Here is an 18,484-nt window from a genome sequence, read left to right as displayed (position 1 = left end):
GGAGTCCGGCACAAGATGTATGCTCATGCTCGCTGTCGCCGCAGGGGAATCCGGTGCGAATCCGGAACTGTCCCGCAACGGTGTACTCCTACGCGTATGCCCGCATGCCGTCACTGCCGTCATGCCCGCATGCCGCGTACGAGCGTCAGTCCGAGGACCTGCCGACAGTGCGCCCGGCCGTCCGGTCCGGGTGCCCTGACGTCCGGGCCTCGTGGAATGGGCCGGTGGACGCGACGCCGCGTGCGCTCGTGAGCCGCCCCCTGCCCTCGGCGAGGCCCCGTGCCGAGCGAGGGAGAGCCCCACGTGACCATCGCGCCAGCCGATCCGGCTTCAGCGGCGACCCAGGTGTCCGACGACGGTCCCGGTGCCGCGCTGCTGCGGACCCTGACCGAGCTGACCGCCGACCTCCCCGACGCCGACCCCGGCCGGGTCGCCGCCGCCGCGCTGCGCGGCCGGTCGGCGCACGCGGACGAGACCGAGCTGCGCGAGCTGGCCACGGAGGCGGCCGCCGGCCTCATCTCCGAGGACCCGGCCTACTCGAAGCTGGCCGCCCGCCTGCTGACCCTCGGCATCCGCGCCGAGGCCGCCTCCCAGGGCGTCACGTCCTTCACCGAGTCCGTCGCCGTCGGCCACCGGGAGGGGCTCATCGCCGACCGGACCGCGGAGTTCGTGCGTATCCACGCCGAGCGCCTCGACGCCCTGATCGACCCGGACGCCGACGACCGCTTCGGCTACTTCGGCCTGCGCACCCTGCACAGCCGCTACCTGCTCCGGCACCCGATCACCCGCAAGGTCATCGAGACGCCCCAGCACTTCATGCTGCGCGTCGCCGCCGGACTGGCGGAGGACGACACCAGCCGGTCGGTGGACGAAGTCGCGGCGCTCTACGGGCTCATGAGCCGCCTCGACTACCTCCCCTCCTCCCCCACGCTCTTCAACTCCGGCACGCGGCACCCCCAGATGTCGTCCTGCTACCTGCTCGACTCCCCCAAGGACGAACTGGACTCCATCTACGAGCGCTACCACCAGGTCGCCCGCCTCTCCAAGCACGCCGGCGGCATCGGCATCGCCTACTCCCGCATCCGCTCCCGCGGCTCCCTCATCCGCGGCACCAACGGGCACTCCAACGGCATCGTCCCGTTCCTGAAGACCCTCGACGCCTCGGTCGCCGCCGTGAACCAGGGCGGTCGGCGCAAGGGCGCGGCCGCGGTCTACCTGGAGACCTGGCACTCCGACATCGAGGAGTTCCTGGAGCTGCGCGACAACACGGGCGAGGACGCCCGACGCACGCACAACCTGAACCTCGCGCACTGGATCCCGGACGAGTTCATGCGCCGGGTCAACGCCGACGAGCAGTGGTCGCTGTTCTCCCCCTCCGACGTGCCGGAGCTGGTCGACCTGTGGGGCGAGGAGTTCGACGCCGCGTACCGCAAGGCGGAAGCCGCGGGCCTGGCGAAGAAGACGATCCCCGCCCGGGACCTGTACGGCCGCATGATGCGCACCCTCGCGCAGACCGGCAACGGCTGGATGACCTTCAAGGACGCCGCCAACCGCACCGCCAACCAGACGGCCGAACCGGGCCACGTCATCCACTCCTCCAACCTCTGCACGGAGATCCTGGAGGTCACGGACGACGGGGAGACGGCGGTCTGCAACCTGGGGTCCGTCAACCTGGGTGCGTTCGTGGTCGGCGACGGCATCGACTGGGAGCGGCTGGACGAGACGGTCCGCACGGCCGTCACCTTCCTCGACCGCGTCGTCGACATCAACTTCTACCCGACGGAGCAGGCGGGCCGGTCCAACGCCAAGTGGCGCCCGGTCGGCCTCGGCGTCATGGGCCTGCAGGACGTCTTCTTCAAGCTGCGCCTGCCCTTCGACTCCCCCGAGGCCAAGGCCCTCTCCACCCGCATCGCCGAGCGCATCATGCTCGCCGCCTACGAGGCTTCCGCCGACCTCGCCGAGCGCAGCGGTCCGCTCCCGGCCTGGGAGAAGACCCGTGCCGCCCGGGGCGTTCTCCACCCCGACCACTACGACGTCGAGCTGACCTGGCCGGAGCGCTGGGCGGCCCTGCGGGAGCGCATCGCCGCCGTCGGCCTGCGCAACTCGCTGCTGCTCGCCATCGCGCCCACCGCCACCATCGCGTCGATCGCGGGCGCGTACGAGTGCATCGAGCCGCAGGTCTCCAACCTGTTCAAGCGCGAGACGCTCTCCGGCGAGTTCCTCCAGGTCAACTCCTACCTGGTGCAGGACCTGAAGGAGCTGGGCGTGTGGGACGCCCGCACCCGCGAGGCGCTGCGCGACGCGAACGGATCGGTGCAGGACTTCGCCTGGATCCCCGAGGACGTGCGGAAGCTGTACCGCACGGCGTGGGAGATCCCGCAGCGCGGCCTGATCGACATGGCCGCCGCCCGCACGCCGTTCCTGGACCAGTCCCAGTCCCTGAACCTGTTCATGGAGACGCCGACCATCGGCAAGCTCTCCTCGATGTACGCGTACGCCTGGAAGTCGGGTCTGAAAACGACGTACTACCTGCGCTCGCGCCCGGCGACCCGGATCGCCCGCGCCGCCCGGGCACAGGCGCAGACCCAAGCCCCCGTCCCCGTCCCGGTCCAGCAGGTCGCCGACCCCGACGCCGTCGCCTGCTCCCTGGAGAACCCCGAGTCCTGCGAAGCCTGCCAGTAATTCCCGCCCGCCACCCGACGACCACCCCTGGAGGACGGCGCTTCGCGCCGACAGCAATGATTCGTCACGCCAATCTCCTCGACCCCGGCTTCGAGCTGACTCTCCGCCCGATGCGCTACCCCGACTTCTACGAGCGCTACCGGGACGCCATCAAGAACACCTGGACCGTGGAGGAGGTCGACCTCCACTCGGACGTCGCCGACCTCGTGAAGCTCACGCCGGGCGAGCAGCACCTGATCGGCCGCCTGGTCGCCTTCTTCGCGACGGGCGACTCGATCGTCGCGAACAACCTGGTGCTGACGCTGTACAAGCACATCAACTCCCCCGAGGCGCGCCTGTACTTGAGCCGCCAGCTCTTCGAGGAGGCCGTCCACGTCCAGTTCTACCTGACCCTGCTGGACACCTACCTCCCCGATCCGGACGACCGTGCCGCGGCCTTCGCCGCCGTCGAGAACATCCCCTCCATCCGCGAGAAGGCCGAGTTCTGCTTCAAGTGGATGGACTCGGTGGAGCAGATCGACCGGCTGGAGACGAAGGCCGACCGCCGCCGCTTCCTTCTCAACCTCATCTGCTTCGCCGCGTGCATCGAGGGCCTGTTCTTCTACGGCGCCTTCGCGTACGTCTACTGGTTCCGCAGCCGGGGCCTGCTGCACGGCCTGGCGACCGGCACCAACTGGGTGTTCCGCGACGAGACGATGCACATGTCGTTCGCCTTCGACGTCGTGGACACCGTCCGCAAGGAGGAGCCGGACCTCTTCGACGACGAGCTCCAGCAGCAGGTCACCGACATGCTGAGGGAGGCCGTCGAGGCCGAGCTGCAGTTCGCGCGCGACCTGTGCGGTGACGGCCTCCCGGGCATGAACACCGACTCGATGCGGCAGTACCTGGAGTGCGTCGCCGACCAGCGCCTGACGCGCCTCGGCTTCGCTCCGGTGTACGGCTCCGAGAACCCCTTCTCCTTCATGGAGCTCCAGGGCGTTCAGGAGCTGACCAACTTCTTCGAGCGGCGTCCGTCGGCGTACCAGGTGGCGGTGGAGGGCACCGTCGACCTGGATGAGGACTTCTGATCCGCAACCTCCTTCCGCGCCTCCTGGGTCTCCCGGATCCGGCGGTCGACGCGCCGGTCGTGCGCGATGCCGATCGCTGACGGGAGGACCAGGAGGACCAGGATCCCGAGGACGGTGAGCATTCCGATCAGGCCTTGCAGATGTGTCGTATCCATGGACACCACTGTTGCGCCGAATGCTCCTTACCGTGAGTGGCAGGACTGTCGTCCACCCTCGAATTACTGCCACTTCCGTGGCACACTGGCAGCATGCTGAAGAACGTGGCCGCCGTCCTGCTCGACGGCGTGCACCCCTTCGAGTTGGGTGTCGTGTGCGAAGTGTTCGGCATCGACCGCAGCGACGAGGGACTGCCGGTGTACGACTTCGCGGTCGCCTCGGCCGAGGGGCCCACGCTGGGCACCCACTGCGGGTTCACGGTGTCGACGCCGTACGGCCTGGAGCGGCTCGAGGAGGCCGATCTGATCGCCGTACCGGCCGGTAACACGTACGAGACCCGCGAGTACCCGCCCGAGCTGCTCGACGCGCTGCGCCGGGCCGCCGAGCGGGGCACCCGGGTGCTCAGCGTCTGCTCGGGCGTCTTCGTGCTGGGCGCCGCCGGGCTGCTGGACGGGCGGCGTTGCACGGTGCACTGGCGGCACGCGGACGAGCTCGCCCGGCGCTTCCCACGCGCGGTCGTCGAGCCGGACGTGCTGTACGTCGACCAGGACCCGGTGATCACCTCGGCCGGTACCGCCGCCGGCATCGACGCCTGTCTGCACATCGTGCGCAAGGAGCAGGGCCCGGAGGTCGCCAACAAGATCGCCCGGCGCATGGTGGTGCCGCCGCACCGGGACGGCGGGCAGGCGCAGTACATCGAGCGGCCGCTGCCGAAGTCCGCGTGCGACACCGTCAGCGAGGTCCTGGTCTGGATGGAGGAGCACCTCGACGAGGAGGTCACCGTCGAGCAGCTCGCCGCCCGGGCGCACATGGCGCCGCGCACCTTCGCCCGCCGCTTCCAGCAGGAGACGGGCACGACTCCCTACCGCTGGATCCTGCGCCAGCGCGTGCTGCTGGCGCAAAAGTTGCTGGAGGCGACGGACGAGACGATGGACGCGATCGCGGCCCGGACCGGGTTCGGCACGGCGGCCGCGCTGCGCCATCACTTCGTACGGGCGCTGGGCACCACCCCGAACGCCTACCGGCGCGCGTTCAGGGGCCCTCAGGCCGCCTGACCGCGCGCCGGCCGCGTCACCGCGCAGGCGGTGTCACCGCGTCACCTCGGCTCCGGCTTCAGCAGCAGCTTGTGCGGGCGCAGCGTGATGCCCACGCGGGTCGCGTCGTTCGACCCGGCCACCTGCCGCAGGCGGAACTTCGTCGCCACCGCCGCCGTGACGAGGGTCAGTTGCGCCATCGAGAAGTGGTCGCTGGGGCACTTGCGATTGCCCACGCTGAACGGGCTCATGGCGTATTTCGGTACGTCCTTGGCACGTTCCGGAAGCCACCGGTCGGGGTCGAACTCCAGGTTGTCCGCGTACGAGTGCCCATCGCGCTGGATCGCGTACGGGCTGTACACGAGGTCCGCCCCGGCCGGAATGCGATAGCCACCGAGTTCGGTGTCCGTGACCGCCCGCCGCGTCAATATCCATACGGCGGGCCGCAAACGCATCGCCTCCACGACGACATTGTTGGTGTGTGTGAGCTTGCGGACGTCCTCGAATCCGACGGGCCGGCCACCGGTCACGGATTCGACTTCGGCGCACACCCGGTCCGCGTGTTCCGGGTGTTCTGCGAGCACCTGGAGCAGCCACATGATCGTGGAGGCCACGGTTTCGCTGCCGGGGGTGAGTATCGCGACGACCTGGTCGTGGATCTCCCGCTCCCCGATGGGCTCGCCATTGTCGTCCTTCGCCTCCAGCAATGCCGTCAGCAAATCGTCAGGCTTTTGACCGGATGCGCGGCGCTCGGCGACGATCTCGTCGACGAGGAGATGCAAATCGGCCAGCGCACGGTTGAATTCGCGGTTGGCCGGCAGCGGCAGCCGGTACAGCGGCCCGAGCGGGACGACCATCCGCCGGTACATGCCGCGGAAGACGGTGGCGAGTGCGACGCACAGCCGCTCGGCCCGCTCGTCCATGTACTGGCCGCGCAGCAGGCAGCGGGCCGCGATGCGCACGGCGATCCGGAAGGACTCCGAGGTGCAGTCGATCGTCTCCCCGGGCTGCCAGCGCTCGGTCAGGGCGTGCGCCTCCTCCTCCATGATCGGCCCGTACGCGGGGATGGCGTCGAGCCGGAAGGCGGGCTGGATGGTGCGCCGCTGGCGTCGGTGCTGGGGGCCGTTGGCCGTGGCCACCCCCTCCTTGCCGAGCAGGCCCTCCAGGGACTCCCACAGCGGGCCGGCGATGATGTAGTCGGGGCTCAGCGCCAGCGCCCCGGTGAGGGTCGGCGTGGTGACGGCGTACACCGTCTTGGGGCCGAGCCTGAGGCGGACGACGTCGCCGTGGTCGCGCAGCTGGGACATGAAGGCCAGCGGGTCGCGGACCAGCTTCAGGCCATGGCCGAGGACCGGGACCGCGCCGCCGGCGAGGGGCGGCTCACGCAGCTCCGAAGCCGCGATCGGCTGGGCTTCGGGCTTCACTGACTCGACGGTCATTTCTCACCTGCCGCTTCGTTGTTGACGTACGGGGGCGTGGACCGGTCGTCCCAACTGTCGACCATGTAACGGCCGGACTCGTGGTGGAACCAGTAGACGGAACTGAACCAGTTCCGCATATTGTCGAGGCAGACCCGTACGGCGGCACTCAGTTCCTTTCCCCGCACCGTGCCGTCCGCGAGGTCGTCGGCGAAGCGTAAGCCCTCTCGTTCCGCGACAAGGAATTCGGATATGCATTCCTCGACCCGTCGTCGGACTTCCGCGATCGCCTCCTCCAGGGTCAGCCCCTCGTATTTGATGAGGCTAATTCCGAGGTTGTGCACCTCGTTGCCCGCGATTTCCTTGGGCAGCGAGCACAGGTCGTTGTACCAGGCGGCGAATTCCTGACTGAGCAGTGCCGGACGCCGGTATGCGGGGTGTTCCCGCACGGCGTCCGGGAGTTCGCAGCCCGCGCTCGGCTCCAGCAGGTCGGTCCAGATCCAGTGTGCGAAGGTGAGCCGGCGCAGCGCGAGGTATTCCTCGACCGTGGGCACGACGCCCTCGGTGCGATTGTGGAACTCCCGGTCATAGGCTTCGATCACCGCATGGAAGTGCCGGGCGAAGCGGGCGTTCCACGACCCCGGCAGGAACGAGTACAGTCGCGCCACACTGTCCGCGAACCCCGCGACCAGGGGATCCTGGTGGTGCAGGTGCTCCTGGGGGGAGTCGAGGGCCGTGTGCAGCGCGAACCGGAGCCGCCGCCAGGCGACCGGCCGGCCGTGGACGATGTCGCGGTCGTGGCGGTCGTCCCAGACGAAGAACCACGCGCTGTAGTCCGCTATCGCCTGGAGGACCTTGTCGGAGGCACCGATGTAGTACCCCGCCATGAGGTCGGTGTAGCACAGGCCGTCGGCATGTTCCTCCACCTTGTCCGCCGACATGAGCCGCTTTTCGAGCAGCCAGCAGCGGGTCTTCTCCTGGAGTTTGGGCCAATACGGGTGCAGTTGCCTGGGAAACGCGGCCTCGATCACCGGGAGAGCGAGCGACGGTGGGACTGCGACCGCCGTCGATGTCGATGTCGATGTCGATGTGGTGCTGTATGGGAAAGCTGGCACGAACAAACCCCTCTCAGCCGCCAGTGGCACGCACCCCCCCTGCTGTGCCGGGCGCGCGCCGTCGCATATCCCCGCACCTCCATTCAGCACCACAACCGACCGGTCTGGGAACGCATTTGCTTCACTCACCACTCCGGCATGCCGAGAATCTCCCCTTGTGTGACTGATTACGAATCGCTTGAGGCGCACAAGGGATCGAATGTGCGAAGAACATACGAACGGCGCCTGGTCGGTTCCCTTCCGACCAGGCGCCGTGTCGATGGGGCACTCGCGCCCCAACTGCCCAGGTGAGTCTCAGTCGTTGGCGACCACGGGGTAGCGCGGTTCGTTCTCGGCCATCTGCCGCAGCGCGTCCTTGCGCTCACGCTTGGAGAGCCGGTCGATGTACAGGTAGCCGTACAGGTGGTCGGTCTCGTGCTGCAGACACCGCGCGAAGTAGCCGGTGCCGCGCACCTTGATCGGGTTGCCCTTCTCGTCCTGCCCGGTCACCTCGGCGTAGTCGGGACGGGCCAGCGGCGCGTATGCGGTCGGCACGGACAGACAGCCCTCGTTGCCGTCGTCCAGGCGGCGCCTGTCGGCGGGCAGCTCGACGAGCTTCGGGTTGCAGACCACGCCGACGTGCCGGACACCCTCGTCGTCCGGGCAGTCGTAGACGAAGACCTTCAGGTCGACGCCGATCTGGTTGGCGGCCAGGCCCACGCCCTCGGCGGTGCGCTGGCTGGCGAACATGTCCGCGACCAGCTGCTGGAGCTCCTCGCCGAACTCGGTGACGTCCTTGCACTCCTTGTGCAGCACCGGGTTGCCGACAACCGTGATCGGCCGCGAGGTGCCGCGCTCACGCCAGGCCGTCTCGCGCTCCTCGCAGTCCTCCGTGTCGATGACGAAGCCCTCGTCGTCGACCGGGAGCACGCCCGCGTTCTGCTGATCGGTGTCCTGCTGCGCCATGACCGACGTACGCCTTCCTGCAAGCCTGGGAAAATCTGCGAGTACAGCCTAAAGGGGACCGCCAGGTGCCCGGACCTCAGCAGACTTCTGCCCTAACACACCTCTTCCAGGTCCCGCCAGTCCCGCGAGTCCGGGCTGTCCGCCACCCAGCCGTCCAGCAGGCCCCGCACCAGCGCGGCGGGCGCCGCGATGCCACACTCCCGCTCCGGCACCCACAGCTGCCCGTCGGTGCGGTGGCCGAGCGGCCCGGGGCGCCCCGGCTCGCTGTGGTCGTGCGGGTCGAGGTGCACGCCGTCGCCCACGTCGGACGGCATCCGCGACTCCGAGCACATCCGGCACAGCAGCCGCACGGACGACGACCAGTCCTCGGCGGCGAAGCCGGCGTCGGCGGCGAGCTGCTCCAGGGCGTCCCGGTCGGCCTCGGTGGCGGCCTCCAGCAGCACCACCCAGGTGGGCACGGGCGAAGGTGCCCACAGCTCGATCTCGTCGAAGACCGGGTAGGTGTGCCCGGTGGCGGTGGTCCGCTCCCCGTGGGGCACGCCGTCGTGGAGCACGACCTCGCCCCAGCGCCGCCCGGAGGACGGCAGCGGGATGGACAGCACCTCGATCCGGGCCGGGTCCAGCCTGCGCCCCCACACGACCTCGGCCTCGCCCTCGGGCGACAGCCGTACGGCCGCGCTGCCCAGCTCCATGCCCACCGGCTCCCCGGAGGCGGCCGCGCCCCCGGGCACCCTCAGGCCGTACGCCTGCCAGGCGCGCCGGGCCAGCGGCCAGTCCTGCAGGGCGGTGGCGGCGATGCCGACGTTCCACCAGTCGGGCGCCCCGGTCTCCCGGTCGAGCAGGGCGACGGCCCTGAGACCCGCCGCCCGGGCCTGCTCCCAGTCGTGCCGGAACTTGTGCAGCAGGGCGAGGTTGAACCAGGACTCCGACAGCCAGGGCTCCAGGTCGGCGGCACGTGTCAACAGCGCGCCCGCGTCCTCGTACCGGCCGTCGCCGATCAGGGTGAACGCGCGGTCGGTGGCCTGCCGCCAGGAGGCGGAGGGCCGGTGCCGTCCCTTGCCGAAGATCCTCACGATTCCCGCCTGCCAGTTCCGTTCAGTGCGCTGGCTTGTGCCCCCGGACACCCTCTCATCCGCATCCAACCACGTACGGCTGGAGGGACGCTCATTACCCATGGGTTACCCCGTCGCGGGCAGGGTCAGACAGTCCCGGGAGAGCACCCGGGCCAGTGATTCGACCACCTCGGGGGCGTACTCCCCGGCGGTGGCCAGCCGCAGCTCCTCCAGCGCCTTCAGCGGCCCGCCGGGCCCGGCGTCCCGCGCCTTCTCCTCGTAGGCGTTCACGGCCCGCACGATCCGCGCGGACAGTGGCTGTTCCCGGTAGCAGTCGGCCTGCCGCTCCACCACCACCGCGACCGCCGCGTCGACCCCGGTCTGCCGTACGACGGCCCCCCCGAGCAGCGCGATGCGCCGCTGCTCCTCGGGGGGCAGCCCGGCGGTGGCGCCCGCGGGGACCGGGTCGACCAGGCTGAGCTGGCCGATGTCGTGCATGAGGGCCGCGTACTCCAGCACGGTCAGCTCGGGCTCGGACAGCCCCAGATCCCGCCCCACGGCCCGGCTGAGCGCGGCGACGCGCCGGGCGTGCCCGGCCGGGGTGTACCCGGCGACCTCGGTGGCCCGGGCCAGGGAGGCGATGGTCTGCCGGTACGTGGTCCGCACGGCGGCGTACCGCCGGTAGGACAGCTGGGTGAGCAACAGCGGCAGCGAGAACACGGGCAGCGCCCAGAGTCCGGCCACGGCGACCGCGAGGGCCATCACCGCGCCCGTCGCGCACACCGCGGACCCGATCCCGAGCAGGCCCCGCAGCTTTTCCCGCAGCAGCGGGCCGAACGGCCAGCGGGTGCGGCAGTGCGCCAGCGCGGCGGCGAGCACGGCGTCGCACAGGGCGGTGAGCACGAGGAGCGCGAGCAGCAGCAGGGCGTACGCGGGTCCGCCCCACGTCCCGAACGCCCCTCGGCCGTAGAGCGGTTGGAAGCACACGGCCGCGAAGGAGACGGTGAGCATCCGCCGCGCCAGGTGGTCGAGCGTCGGGGTCTGCCCGCGCGCGATGTGCGGCACGCTGCCGAGGAGGGAGGCGGCGAGCACGACGGTGACGACCTGGAAGGCGCCGTGGTGGGTGGGCCGGCCGGCGTCCTCTCCCAGCAGGGCGTACGACAACGCCCCGGCGGCCCCGAGCGGCGCGGCCTCCCTGACGTCGGCCCCCGTCCACCGGGTGAGCTCACCGACGAGCACGAGCACCCCGAAGGCGAGGGCGGCCCCACGCCCTTCGAGACCGGTTCGGAGCGTGACGGCGAGGGAGAGGAGGGCGAGGAGGAGGGCGCAGGCGCGGATGAGGACCATCAGGGGCGGCCGGCTCATCGGCGCGCTTCCTGGCGCTCGGAAGCGGGCGGCGCCGGTGGGACGACCCGCGATTCGTCCTCCGCCGTGACGGCCGGATGCCAGCCGTACCTGCCGAGCGCCCGCACCAGCGCGGCGACCATCCGCGGGTCGAACTGCGCCCCCGCGCACCGCTGCAGTTCCTCCACGGCGGCCCCGACCGGCCGGGCCCTGCGGTAGGACCGCGTGGACGTCATCGCGTCGAACGCGTCGGCGACGGCCACCACCCGTGCGCACTCCGGAATCTGGCTTCCCATCAGCCCGTACGGATAGCCGCTCCCGTCCAGCCGCTCGTGATGGTGCAGAATCGCCGCCCGTGCCTCCCCGAGGAAGGAGATGCCCCGCACCATCTCGTGCCCGTACTCGGGATGCAGCTCGATCACCCGCCGCTCCTCGGGAGTCAGCGGTCCGTCCTTGCGCAGCAACCGTGTGGGGACGCCCAGCTTGCCCACGTCGTGCAGGATCCCGGCGAACCGGAGCACCTCGACGCGCTCGTCCTCCATGCCGAGCTCGCGCGCGATCATCATGGAGGCCTGCCCGACCCGCTCGCTGTGCCCGCGCGTGTACCCGTCCTTGATGTCGACGGCCTGCACCAGCGCACGGATGGTCGCCCGGTGGGCGGCCCGTTCCTGGTGGGACTGCGCGTACACCCACCACGACACGTACATCGGCAGCAGCACGAGCAGCGCGGCGACCGGCCCGTACGGACTGCGCCACAGCACGGCCATCATCAGTCCCGCGAGCCCGTGCACGCCGATCGGCGCCAGCGACCGCAGGAACAGCCCCCGCCACGCCCGGCGTACCGGCCCCCTCCCCCGCTGCCTCGACGGCGCGGGCGGTCCCCCCACGGCCAGCGCGCGAATCCCGCCGTCCAGCGCCGTCAGCACCAGGCAGAACACCGGCACGGCGGCCCCGGCGGGGACGAGGGCGTAGGGGAAGTCGGACCCCACGACGGCGTCCCGCCCGCCCAGCGCCCAGTGCACCCGGGCGGCCGCCCACACGGCGAGGGTGAGCTGGGCCGCCCGCCAGATCCGCCGCAACCCCTCGGGCCGCTGCTCCGCCCGGGCGAGCACGGCACCCGGCAGCGGGACGAGCGCGGCGGCGGCCGGCGGCAGCAGGAAGGCCGCGGCGAGCAGTACGGGGTAGAAGGTACCGGCGAAGCGCCGCCGGGCGAGCTGCTCGCCGCCGGCGTACACCACGGCGAGCAGGGCGACCGCCCACCAGGGCGTCCGCAGGATCGGCAGCGGCAGCAGACAGAGCAGGGCGCCGAGGGCGACGCAGGCGACGTACACACGGGCCCGTGGCGGAACCGCCTCCATGACGCCCCTCCCCGGTCACGCCTGTCCAGGGCTCCGGAGCCTAGGGCGGGCAGGGGAGTCCGCGGGCCGATAGCACGCGGATTAGCACGTTCGGGTGACGGATGGACGGCAGTCCGGACGCGTGCCGGTCAGGACTCCTGCGGCGTCACCGGAACCGCGGTCACGTCGTGCTCGGGCACGATCTGGCCGGAGCGGATCAGCTCGATCCGTCCCATGACCTTGGCGCGGAGGTCGGCGGGCACGTCGTCATGGCCGCAGCACCGCTTGACCAGCTTCTTCACGGCCTGCTCCAGGCCGTACTTCTCGAGGCACGGCGAGCACTCCTCGAAGTGGTGCTCGAACTTGGTGCGATCGACTTCCGGCATCTCACGGTCGAGGAACTCGTACAAGTGACCGAGTACCTCACTGCAGTCCGTCTCATGCGGCTCTCCGCAGCTCATGAGCCCGAGCCTTTCGCTTCGTTCGACTCTCCGGCGCCGGCCGGGACCAGCCCGCGATCGCGGGCGTAATCCTCGAGCATGCCGCGCAGTTGACGGCGGCCCCGGTGCAGCCGGGACATCACCGTACCGATGGGTGTCCCCATGATGTCCGCGATCTCCTTGTACGCAAAGCCCTCCACGTCCGCGAGATAGACGGCGATGCGGAATTCCTCGGGGATCGCCTGCAGCGCTTCCTTGACGTCCGAGTCGGGCAGGTGGTCGAGCGCCTGCGACTCGGCGGAGCGCAGACCTGTCGACATGTGCGACTCGGCACGCGCGAGCTGCCAGTCCTCAATCTCCTCGGCCGCGCTGCGCTGGGGTTCGCGCTGCTTCTTGCGGTACGAGTTGATGAAGGTGTTCGTGAGGATCCGGTACAGCCACGCCTTGAGGTTGGTGCCCTCGCGGAACTGGTGGAAGGACCCGTACGCCTTGGCATACGTCTCCTGCACCAGGTCCTCGGCATCGGCCGGATTGCGCGTCATGCGCAGCGCGGCCGAGTACATCTGGTCGAGGAATTCGAGCGCGTCCCGCTCGAAGCGCGCACTGCGCTGCGCGGTCGACTCCGCGCCCGTGCCCCGGCCCTCGGGCTGCTCCGCCTGGCCGTTCTCGGTCCCTGCGCCGGTACCGGTGACCGGACCCACCTCCTCAAGACTTTGGGCGAGACCGAGTCCAGTCCCACCAGAATCGGAGGATAGACGACGATCCGGCCCGTCCGCCGCCCCAATGGGGGCGGTCACGGCCGCGTGCAGCACCGTCCAGTCCAGGTCAGTGCGGCTGCTGCGGCTCGGGCAGATGGTCGAACCCATGCGGCGGACTTCCTCTCCTACGACGTCGGTGCTGCCGACCAGCACGTCTGTCCGCCTCAACAGTGGCCGGGGGCTCGGCATTCCCGGACGTCAGCCGAGTACCCCGAGTGACCCGATCCACTGGGAAACACCCTCCGCGATGATCTCCAGGGCCCGGTCCTGCGTGATGTCCGCCCGCTTGGGCACGGCGAAGCCGTGATCACCGAAGGGCACCTCGATCAGCTCGTACGCCCACCCGTCTCCCACCACCGCCGTTGCGCCGACGCTCCCCCGGTCCTGAACGCCCGGGGGGACCCCCGGCGCGCGGCCCCTTCCCATCCCGGGGAATTCCCCGGGCTTGCCGAACGGATCGTTTCCCCCCTGGACGACGAGGGTGGGCACCCCGGCCCCGAGCAGCTCCTCGGCCCGTGACTTCTCCGGCCTGCCCGGCGGGTGCAGCGGGAAACCGAGCGCGAGGACGGCGTGGGCGCCCAGCTCGGTCGCGGTGCGACACGCCACCCTGGCCCCCGCACTCCGCCCACCGGAGATCACCGGCAGACCGGGCCCGCCGAGCGTCGGCCACACCCCGCGCCAGCCGACGTCGAGGGTCCTGGGCGCGGGCGCCACCTTCTTCCCGGCCACCCGCCAGGGCTGCTCGACCAGCGCCACGCTGACCCCGTGCCCGGGCAGCGCCCGCGCCAGCGCCTGCAGGTCGCGCGCCTCGATGCCGCCCCCGGCGCCATGGCTCAGGGCCAGGACGAGGCGTGCGTTCCCCGCCCTGTGCCAGGTGACGCGGGCGGTCCCCGCGTCCGTCTCGACGTTCTCGGTGGTTACGTGCGTCACGTCAGAAGAGTGTGCCCTCTTCGGGCGCCGCCAGCTCCTTCAGCAGCTCCGGTCCGTTGTTGCGGACGTTGCTGACGGCCGTGGTGACGGGGTAGGCGCGCATCAGGCCGGGGGCCGGCGGGGCGAGGAGCGCGCGCAGGTCGTCGACGTCCGTCCGCGCCGGATCCAGCCAGGCGTCCCAGCGGTCCGGCGTCAGCATCAGCGGCATCCGGGGGTGGATGTCCGCCAGGGACCGCGGCCCCTCGGCCGGGGCGACTGCCAGCGGGGTCTTCTCCGCCTCCGTCGTGATCACCGAGCAGGTCACCCACCAGGCCTGCGGGTGGTCGTCGGGCAGCGTCCGGTCCCGCCAGAACTCGTAGAGCCCCGCCATCGCGAACACGGACCCGTCCGCGGGGGTGACGAAGTAGGGCTGCTTGCGCGGCCGCTTCTTCCTGCCCTCGACCTCCAGCTCCCGCTCCTGCTCGCCGGTGACCCACTCGTAGTAGCCGTCCGCGGGCAGGATGCAGCGCCGGGCGGCGAAGGCGCGGCGGTACGACGGCTTCTCGTGCACCGTCTCCGCGCGCGCGTTGATCATCCGGGCGCCGCCCTCGGGAGACTTGGCCCAGGACGGCACCAGCCCCCACTTCAGCTTCCGCAGCTGCCGGAGCGGGCGCCCCGTGCCGGAGGAACTGGTGGATGCAGCGTCCGCGTCCTTCAGAGGGCGGTCCAGGACGGCGTAGACCTCCTTGGTCGGAGCCACGTTGTAGTCGGGCTCCAGGGTCTCCTCCGGCTCCCACTTCTCGATCTCAAAGATTCCTGCGAGATCCTCGGGTCTGCGACTCGCTGCATACCGTCCGCACATGCGTGCAACCCTGCCAGGTCCACCCGTCATCCGACGACCACCCCCAACGACGGCGCCACGCGCCGGCACCTGTTGGACTCGACCCGAGGGAGTCACCCGACAAACATGGACAGCACCGCATCCACCGCGCTGCCCGACCTCTGGGACCGCCTGATCGGCACCCAGCCCGACCCCGACCTGTGGGTGGTACTCGCCACCATGGTCGCCGCACTCGCCGTCGTCATCCCGCACACCCTGTGGCGCATCTCCCGCAACGCCATCACCATCGCCCACGAGGGCGGCCACGGCCTGGTGGCGCTGCTCACCGGCCGCACCCTCACCGGGATACGCCTGCACTCCGACACCAGTGGCCTCACCGTCAGCCGCGGCAAGCCGTACGGCATCGGCATGATCCTCACCGCGGCCGCCGGCTACACCGCTCCCCCGCTCCTCGGCCTGGGCGGAGCGGCCCTGCTCGCCGCCGGGCACATCACGCTGCTGCTGTGGCTGGCCACGGCGCTGCTGGTCACGATGCTGGTGATGATCCGCAATGCCTACGGGGCCCTGACCGTGATCCTCACGGGCGGGGCGTTCCTGCTGGTGTCGTGGCTGGCCGGGCCCCAGGTGCAGGCGGCGTTCGCCTACGCGGTGGTGTGGTTCCTGCTGCTCGGCGGGGTGCGCCCGGCCTTCGAACTGCAGACCAAGCGGGCCCGCGGGGGCGCCGGGGATTCGGACGCGGACCAGTTGTCGCGGCTGACGCATGTACCCGCGGGGCTGTGGCTGTTCCTGTTTCACGCGGTGTCGCTGTGCTCGCTGATGGGCGGCGGGCGCTGGCTGCTGGAGAGGTGACAACGCGTGGATGTGCTGCGAGGCGGCGCATATATGTCCGGCATTTCCCATGCCGCTGTTTCGCTCGGGTTTCGCCGTTTTTGATCAAGATTTCGGGTCGCCGCGAACCACTAAAGTGGGGCCATGACCGTTAACCCCGCACACACCGCCCTCTGGCCCGCCCCGCACGCGAGCGGAGCCGTCGACGCGACGGTCCACGTGCCCGGGTCCAAGTCGGTCACCAACCGCGCCCTGGTGCTCGCCGCCCTCGCCTCCGAGCCGGGCTGGCTGCGCCGCCCGCTGCGCTCCCGCGACACGCTGCTCATGGCCAGAGCCCTGCGGGCGATGGGCGTCGGCATCGACGAAGGGGTCGGCCCGGACGGCACCGGCGAGGCCTGGCGGGTGATCCCCGCGGGCCTGCACGGCCCGGCCACGGTCGACGTCGGCAACGCCGGCACGGTGATGCGCTTCCTGCCGCCGGTCGCGGCGCTGGCCGACGGTCCCATCCGCTTCGACGGCGACCCGAGGTCCTACGAGCGTCCCCTGCACGGCGTCATCGACGCCCTGCGCGTCCTCGGTGCCCGCATCGACGACGACGGCCGCGGCGCGCTGCCGATGACCGTGCACGGCGGCGGCGCCCTGGACGGCGGCGTGGTCGAGATCGACGCCTCCTCGTCGTCCCAGTTCGTCAGCGCCCTGCTGCTGTCCGGCCCGCGCTTCAACCAGGGCGTCGAGGTCCGCCACATCGGCTCGACGCTGCCGTCCCTGCCGCACATCCGCATGACCGTCGACATGCTGCGCGCGGTCGGCGCCCAGGTGGACACCCCGGAGTCGGGCGGCGAGCCGAACGTCTGGCGGGTCACGCCGGGCGCCCTGCTCGGCCGCGACCTGACCGTCGAGCCGGACCTGTCCAACGCCCAGCCGTTCCTGGCGGCGGCCCTGGTCACCGGCGGCAAGGTGGTCGTCCCGGACTGGCCGGCCCGGACGACCCAGCCGGGTGACCGGCTGCGGCAGATCTTCACCGAGATGGGCGGTTCCTGCAAACTGACCGAGTACGGCCTGGAGTTCACCGGCTCGGGGTCCATCCACGGCATCGATGTCGACCTGAGCGAGGTCGGCGAGCTGACCCCGGGCATCGCGGCCGTCGCCGCCCTCGCGGACTCGCCCTCCACGCTGCGGGGCGTGGCCCACCTGCGGCTGCACGAGACGGACCGTCTGGCCGCGCTGACCAAGGAGATCAACGAACTGGGCGGTGACGTGACCGAGACGGCCGACGGCCTGCACATCCGCCCGCGCCGGCTGCACGGCGGGATCTTCCGCACCTACGAGGACCACCGCATGGCGACGGCCGGCGCGATCATCGGCCTCGCGGTCGAGGGCGTGCAGATCGAGAACGTGGCGACGACGGCGAAGACCCTGCCGGAGTTCCCCGAACTGTGGACCGGGATGCTCGGGGCGTAGGGACTCATCGCCATGCGCCGCTACGGCAAGCACACCGACGAGGACGACATCCGCTCCCGCCCCAACCGCCGGGGCAACCGGCCCCGCACCCACATCCGCCCCAAGCACGAGGACGCGGCCGAGGGCATGGTGCTCACCGTCGACCGGGGCCGCCTGACCTGCCTCGTCGACGGCCGTACGGTCATGGCGATGAAGGCCCGCGAACTGGGCCGCAAGGCCGCGGTCGTGGGCGACCGGGTCGCCCTCGTCGGTGACCTGTCCGGCAAGAAGGACACCCTCGCCCGCATCGTCCGCATCGAGGAGCGGAAGTCGGTGCTGCGCCGCACGGCGGACGACGACGACCCGTACGAGCGCGTGGTCGTCGCCAACGCCGACCAACTGGCCATCGTCACCGCCCTCGCCGACCCCGAGCCGCGTCCGCGCCTGATCGACCGCTGCCTCGTGGCGGCGTACGACGGCGGGCTGGACCCGCTGCTGGTGCTGACGAAGTCGGACCTGGCCCCGCCGGACAAACTCCTGGAGCTGTACGGGGCGTTGGACATCCCGCACGTGGTCACCAGCCGCGAGGAGCTGGAGAGCGGCGATGCGGCGGACCGTGTGCGCGAGCAGCTCAAGGGGAAGATCACGGCGTTTGTCGGCCACTCCGGCGTCGGCAAGACGACCCTGGTCAACGCGCTGGTGTCGGAGGACCGGCGCCGCACGACCGGGCATGTGAACGCGGTGACGGGCCGCGGCCGGCACACCACGACCTCGGCGCTCGCGCTGCCGTTGGCCGGCGCGGACGGATGGGTCGTCGACACCCCCGGCGTACGGTCCTTCGGCCTGGCGTACATCGACCCGTCCCGCGTCATCCACGCCTTCCCCGACCTGAAACCGGGGACGGAGGGCTGCCCGCGCGCATGCACTCACGACGAGCCGGACTGCGCGCTGGACGAGTGGGTCGCCGAGGGACACGCGGACCCAGCCCGCCTGTACTCGCTGCGCCGGCTGCTGGCCACGCGGGAGCGGAAGGAAGGCGACTGACCGCCCGAGTACAGAAGGCGACTGACCGCCCGAGTACAGAAGGCGACTGACCGCCCCGGCCCGGAAGACAACAG

16 protein-coding genes and 1 riboswitch are annotated in these 18,484 nt (G+C 71.0%); of the genes, 6 read left to right on the top strand and 10 right to left on the bottom strand.

The window, feature by feature from the left end:
* Positions 1–44: 44 nt before the first annotated feature.
* Positions 45–159, top strand: a riboswitch (cobalamin riboswitch).
* A gap of 144 nt (positions 160–303) precedes the next feature.
* The 3 genes from ABZV31_RS15435 to ABZV31_RS15425 all read left to right on the top strand — a co-directional run bounded on the left by ABZV31_RS15435 (position 304) and on the right by ABZV31_RS15425 (position 4,960).
* Complete coding sequence (locus ABZV31_RS15435) at positions 304–2,682, top strand: ribonucleoside-diphosphate reductase subunit alpha (protein ID WP_355893301.1); 2,379 nt, start codon at positions 304–306, stop codon at positions 2,680–2,682.
* A 56-nt stretch (positions 2,683–2,738) separates the two neighbouring features.
* A complete protein-coding gene (locus tag ABZV31_RS15430) occupies positions 2,739–3,749 on the top strand; it encodes a ribonucleotide-diphosphate reductase subunit beta (protein ID WP_355893298.1) in 1,011 nt (336 codons plus the stop codon).
* Between the two features lie 248 nt (positions 3,750–3,997).
* Entirely contained in the window at positions 3,998–4,960 is a 963-nt protein-coding gene (locus ABZV31_RS15425) for a helix-turn-helix domain-containing protein (protein ID WP_355893295.1), read from the top strand.
* A 41-nt stretch (positions 4,961–5,001) separates the two neighbouring features.
* Here ABZV31_RS15425 and ABZV31_RS15420 read toward each other — a convergent pair whose 3' ends face one another.
* The 10 genes from ABZV31_RS15420 to ABZV31_RS15375 all read right to left on the bottom strand — a co-directional run bounded on the left by ABZV31_RS15420 (position 5,002) and on the right by ABZV31_RS15375 (position 15,119).
* Positions 5,002–6,378, bottom strand: a complete 1,377-nt coding sequence (locus ABZV31_RS15420) for a cytochrome P450 (RefSeq protein WP_355893292.1) — start codon at positions 6,376–6,378, stop codon at positions 5,002–5,004.
* Positions 6,375–7,472 carry an epi-isozizaene synthase gene (gene cyc1 / locus ABZV31_RS15415; RefSeq protein WP_355893289.1) on the bottom strand — a complete coding sequence of 366 codons (1,098 nt, stop codon included), beginning with the start codon at positions 7,470–7,472 and terminating at the stop codon, positions 6,375–6,377. The genes ABZV31_RS15420 and cyc1 overlap by 4 nt, the downstream gene beginning before the upstream one ends.
* 294 nt (positions 7,473–7,766) lie before the next feature.
* On the bottom strand, positions 7,767–8,417 hold the full coding sequence (gene def / locus ABZV31_RS15410; RefSeq protein ID WP_355893287.1) for a peptide deformylase: 651 nt from the start codon (positions 8,415–8,417) through the stop codon (positions 7,767–7,769).
* Positions 8,418–8,509: 92 nt separating this feature from the next.
* Positions 8,510–9,490, bottom strand: a complete 981-nt coding sequence (locus tag ABZV31_RS15405; protein ID WP_355893284.1) for a hypothetical protein — start codon at positions 9,488–9,490, stop codon at positions 8,510–8,512.
* A gap of 105 nt (positions 9,491–9,595) precedes the next feature.
* Positions 9,596–10,834, bottom strand: a complete 1,239-nt coding sequence (locus ABZV31_RS15400) for an HD domain-containing protein (RefSeq protein ID WP_355893282.1) — start codon at positions 10,832–10,834, stop codon at positions 9,596–9,598.
* The gene (locus tag ABZV31_RS15395; protein WP_355893279.1) at positions 10,831–12,171 is read right to left on the bottom strand and encodes an HD-GYP domain-containing protein; all 1,341 of its coding nucleotides are present in this window, start codon (positions 12,169–12,171) and stop codon (positions 10,831–10,833) included. Before ABZV31_RS15395 ends, ABZV31_RS15400 begins: the two co-directional genes overlap by 4 nt.
* A gap of 128 nt (positions 12,172–12,299) precedes the next feature.
* Entirely contained in the window at positions 12,300–12,611 is a 312-nt protein-coding gene (gene rsrA, locus ABZV31_RS15390) for a mycothiol system anti-sigma-R factor (protein ID WP_355893276.1), read from the bottom strand.
* Complete coding sequence (gene sigR, locus ABZV31_RS15385; RefSeq protein WP_355893624.1) at positions 12,608–13,291, bottom strand: RNA polymerase sigma factor SigR; 684 nt, start codon at positions 13,289–13,291, stop codon at positions 12,608–12,610. Before sigR ends, rsrA begins: the two co-directional genes overlap by 4 nt.
* 255 nt (positions 13,292–13,546) lie before the next feature.
* Positions 13,547–14,278 (bottom strand): alpha/beta family hydrolase, encoded by a 732-nt coding sequence (locus ABZV31_RS15380; protein WP_355893273.1) that lies wholly within the window; start codon positions 14,276–14,278, stop codon positions 13,547–13,549.
* Between the two features lies 1 nt (position 14,279).
* The gene (locus ABZV31_RS15375) at positions 14,280–15,119 is read right to left on the bottom strand and encodes an SOS response-associated peptidase (RefSeq protein WP_355893270.1); all 840 of its coding nucleotides are present in this window, start codon (positions 15,117–15,119) and stop codon (positions 14,280–14,282) included.
* A gap of 105 nt (positions 15,120–15,224) precedes the next feature.
* Here ABZV31_RS15375 and ABZV31_RS15370 point away from each other — a divergent pair, with 105 nt between their 5' ends.
* The 3 genes from ABZV31_RS15370 to rsgA all read left to right on the top strand — a co-directional run bounded on the left by ABZV31_RS15370 (position 15,225) and on the right by rsgA (position 18,410).
* Positions 15,225–15,947, top strand: coding sequence for a M50 family metallopeptidase (locus tag ABZV31_RS15370; RefSeq protein WP_355893268.1), 723 nt, complete (start codon positions 15,225–15,227; stop codon positions 15,945–15,947).
* 123 nt (positions 15,948–16,070) lie between these two features.
* Complete coding sequence (gene aroA / locus ABZV31_RS15365; protein WP_355893265.1) at positions 16,071–17,387, top strand: 3-phosphoshikimate 1-carboxyvinyltransferase; 1,317 nt, start codon at positions 16,071–16,073, stop codon at positions 17,385–17,387.
* A 12-nt stretch (positions 17,388–17,399) separates the two neighbouring features.
* Positions 17,400–18,410: a ribosome small subunit-dependent GTPase A gene (rsgA, locus tag ABZV31_RS15360; RefSeq protein ID WP_355893262.1), complete on the top strand. Its 1,011-nt coding sequence runs from the start codon at positions 17,400–17,402 to the stop codon at positions 18,408–18,410.
* Positions 18,411–18,484: the final 74 nt, after the last annotated feature.

It is taken from the genome of Streptomyces sp. NPDC005202 (assembly GCF_040608235.1).
Classification (GTDB): Bacteria; Actinomycetota; Actinomycetes; order Streptomycetales; family Streptomycetaceae; genus Streptomyces.
This window is presented reverse-complemented; position numbering and strand designations above follow the sequence as displayed.

Coding starts and splice junctions, on each gene's coding strand:
- rsgA (WP_355893262.1), top strand. CDS start 17,400: ATGCGCCGCTACGGCAAGCACACCGACGAGGACGACATCCGCTCCCGC.
- ABZV31_RS15395 (WP_355893279.1), bottom strand. CDS start 12,171: ATGGAGGCGGTTCCGCCACGGGCCCGTGTGTACGTCGCCTGCGTCGCC.
- ABZV31_RS15375 (WP_355893270.1), bottom strand. CDS start 15,119: ATGTGCGGACGGTATGCAGCGAGTCGCAGACCCGAGGATCTCGCAGGA.
- ABZV31_RS15370 (WP_355893268.1), top strand. CDS start 15,225: ATGGACAGCACCGCATCCACCGCGCTGCCCGACCTCTGGGACCGCCTG.
- def (WP_355893287.1), bottom strand. CDS start 8,417: ATGGCGCAGCAGGACACCGATCAGCAGAACGCGGGCGTGCTCCCGGTC.
- ABZV31_RS15425 (WP_355893295.1), top strand. CDS start 3,998: ATGCTGAAGAACGTGGCCGCCGTCCTGCTCGACGGCGTGCACCCCTTC.
- aroA (WP_355893265.1), top strand. CDS start 16,071: ATGACCGTTAACCCCGCACACACCGCCCTCTGGCCCGCCCCGCACGCG.
- ABZV31_RS15420 (WP_355893292.1), bottom strand. CDS start 6,378: ATGACCGTCGAGTCAGTGAAGCCCGAAGCCCAGCCGATCGCGGCTTCG.
- rsrA (WP_355893276.1), bottom strand. CDS start 12,611: ATGAGCTGCGGAGAGCCGCATGAGACGGACTGCAGTGAGGTACTCGGT.
- ABZV31_RS15400 (WP_355893282.1), bottom strand. CDS start 10,834: ATGAGCCGGCCGCCCCTGATGGTCCTCATCCGCGCCTGCGCCCTCCTC.
- ABZV31_RS15430 (WP_355893298.1), top strand. CDS start 2,739: ATGATTCGTCACGCCAATCTCCTCGACCCCGGCTTCGAGCTGACTCTC.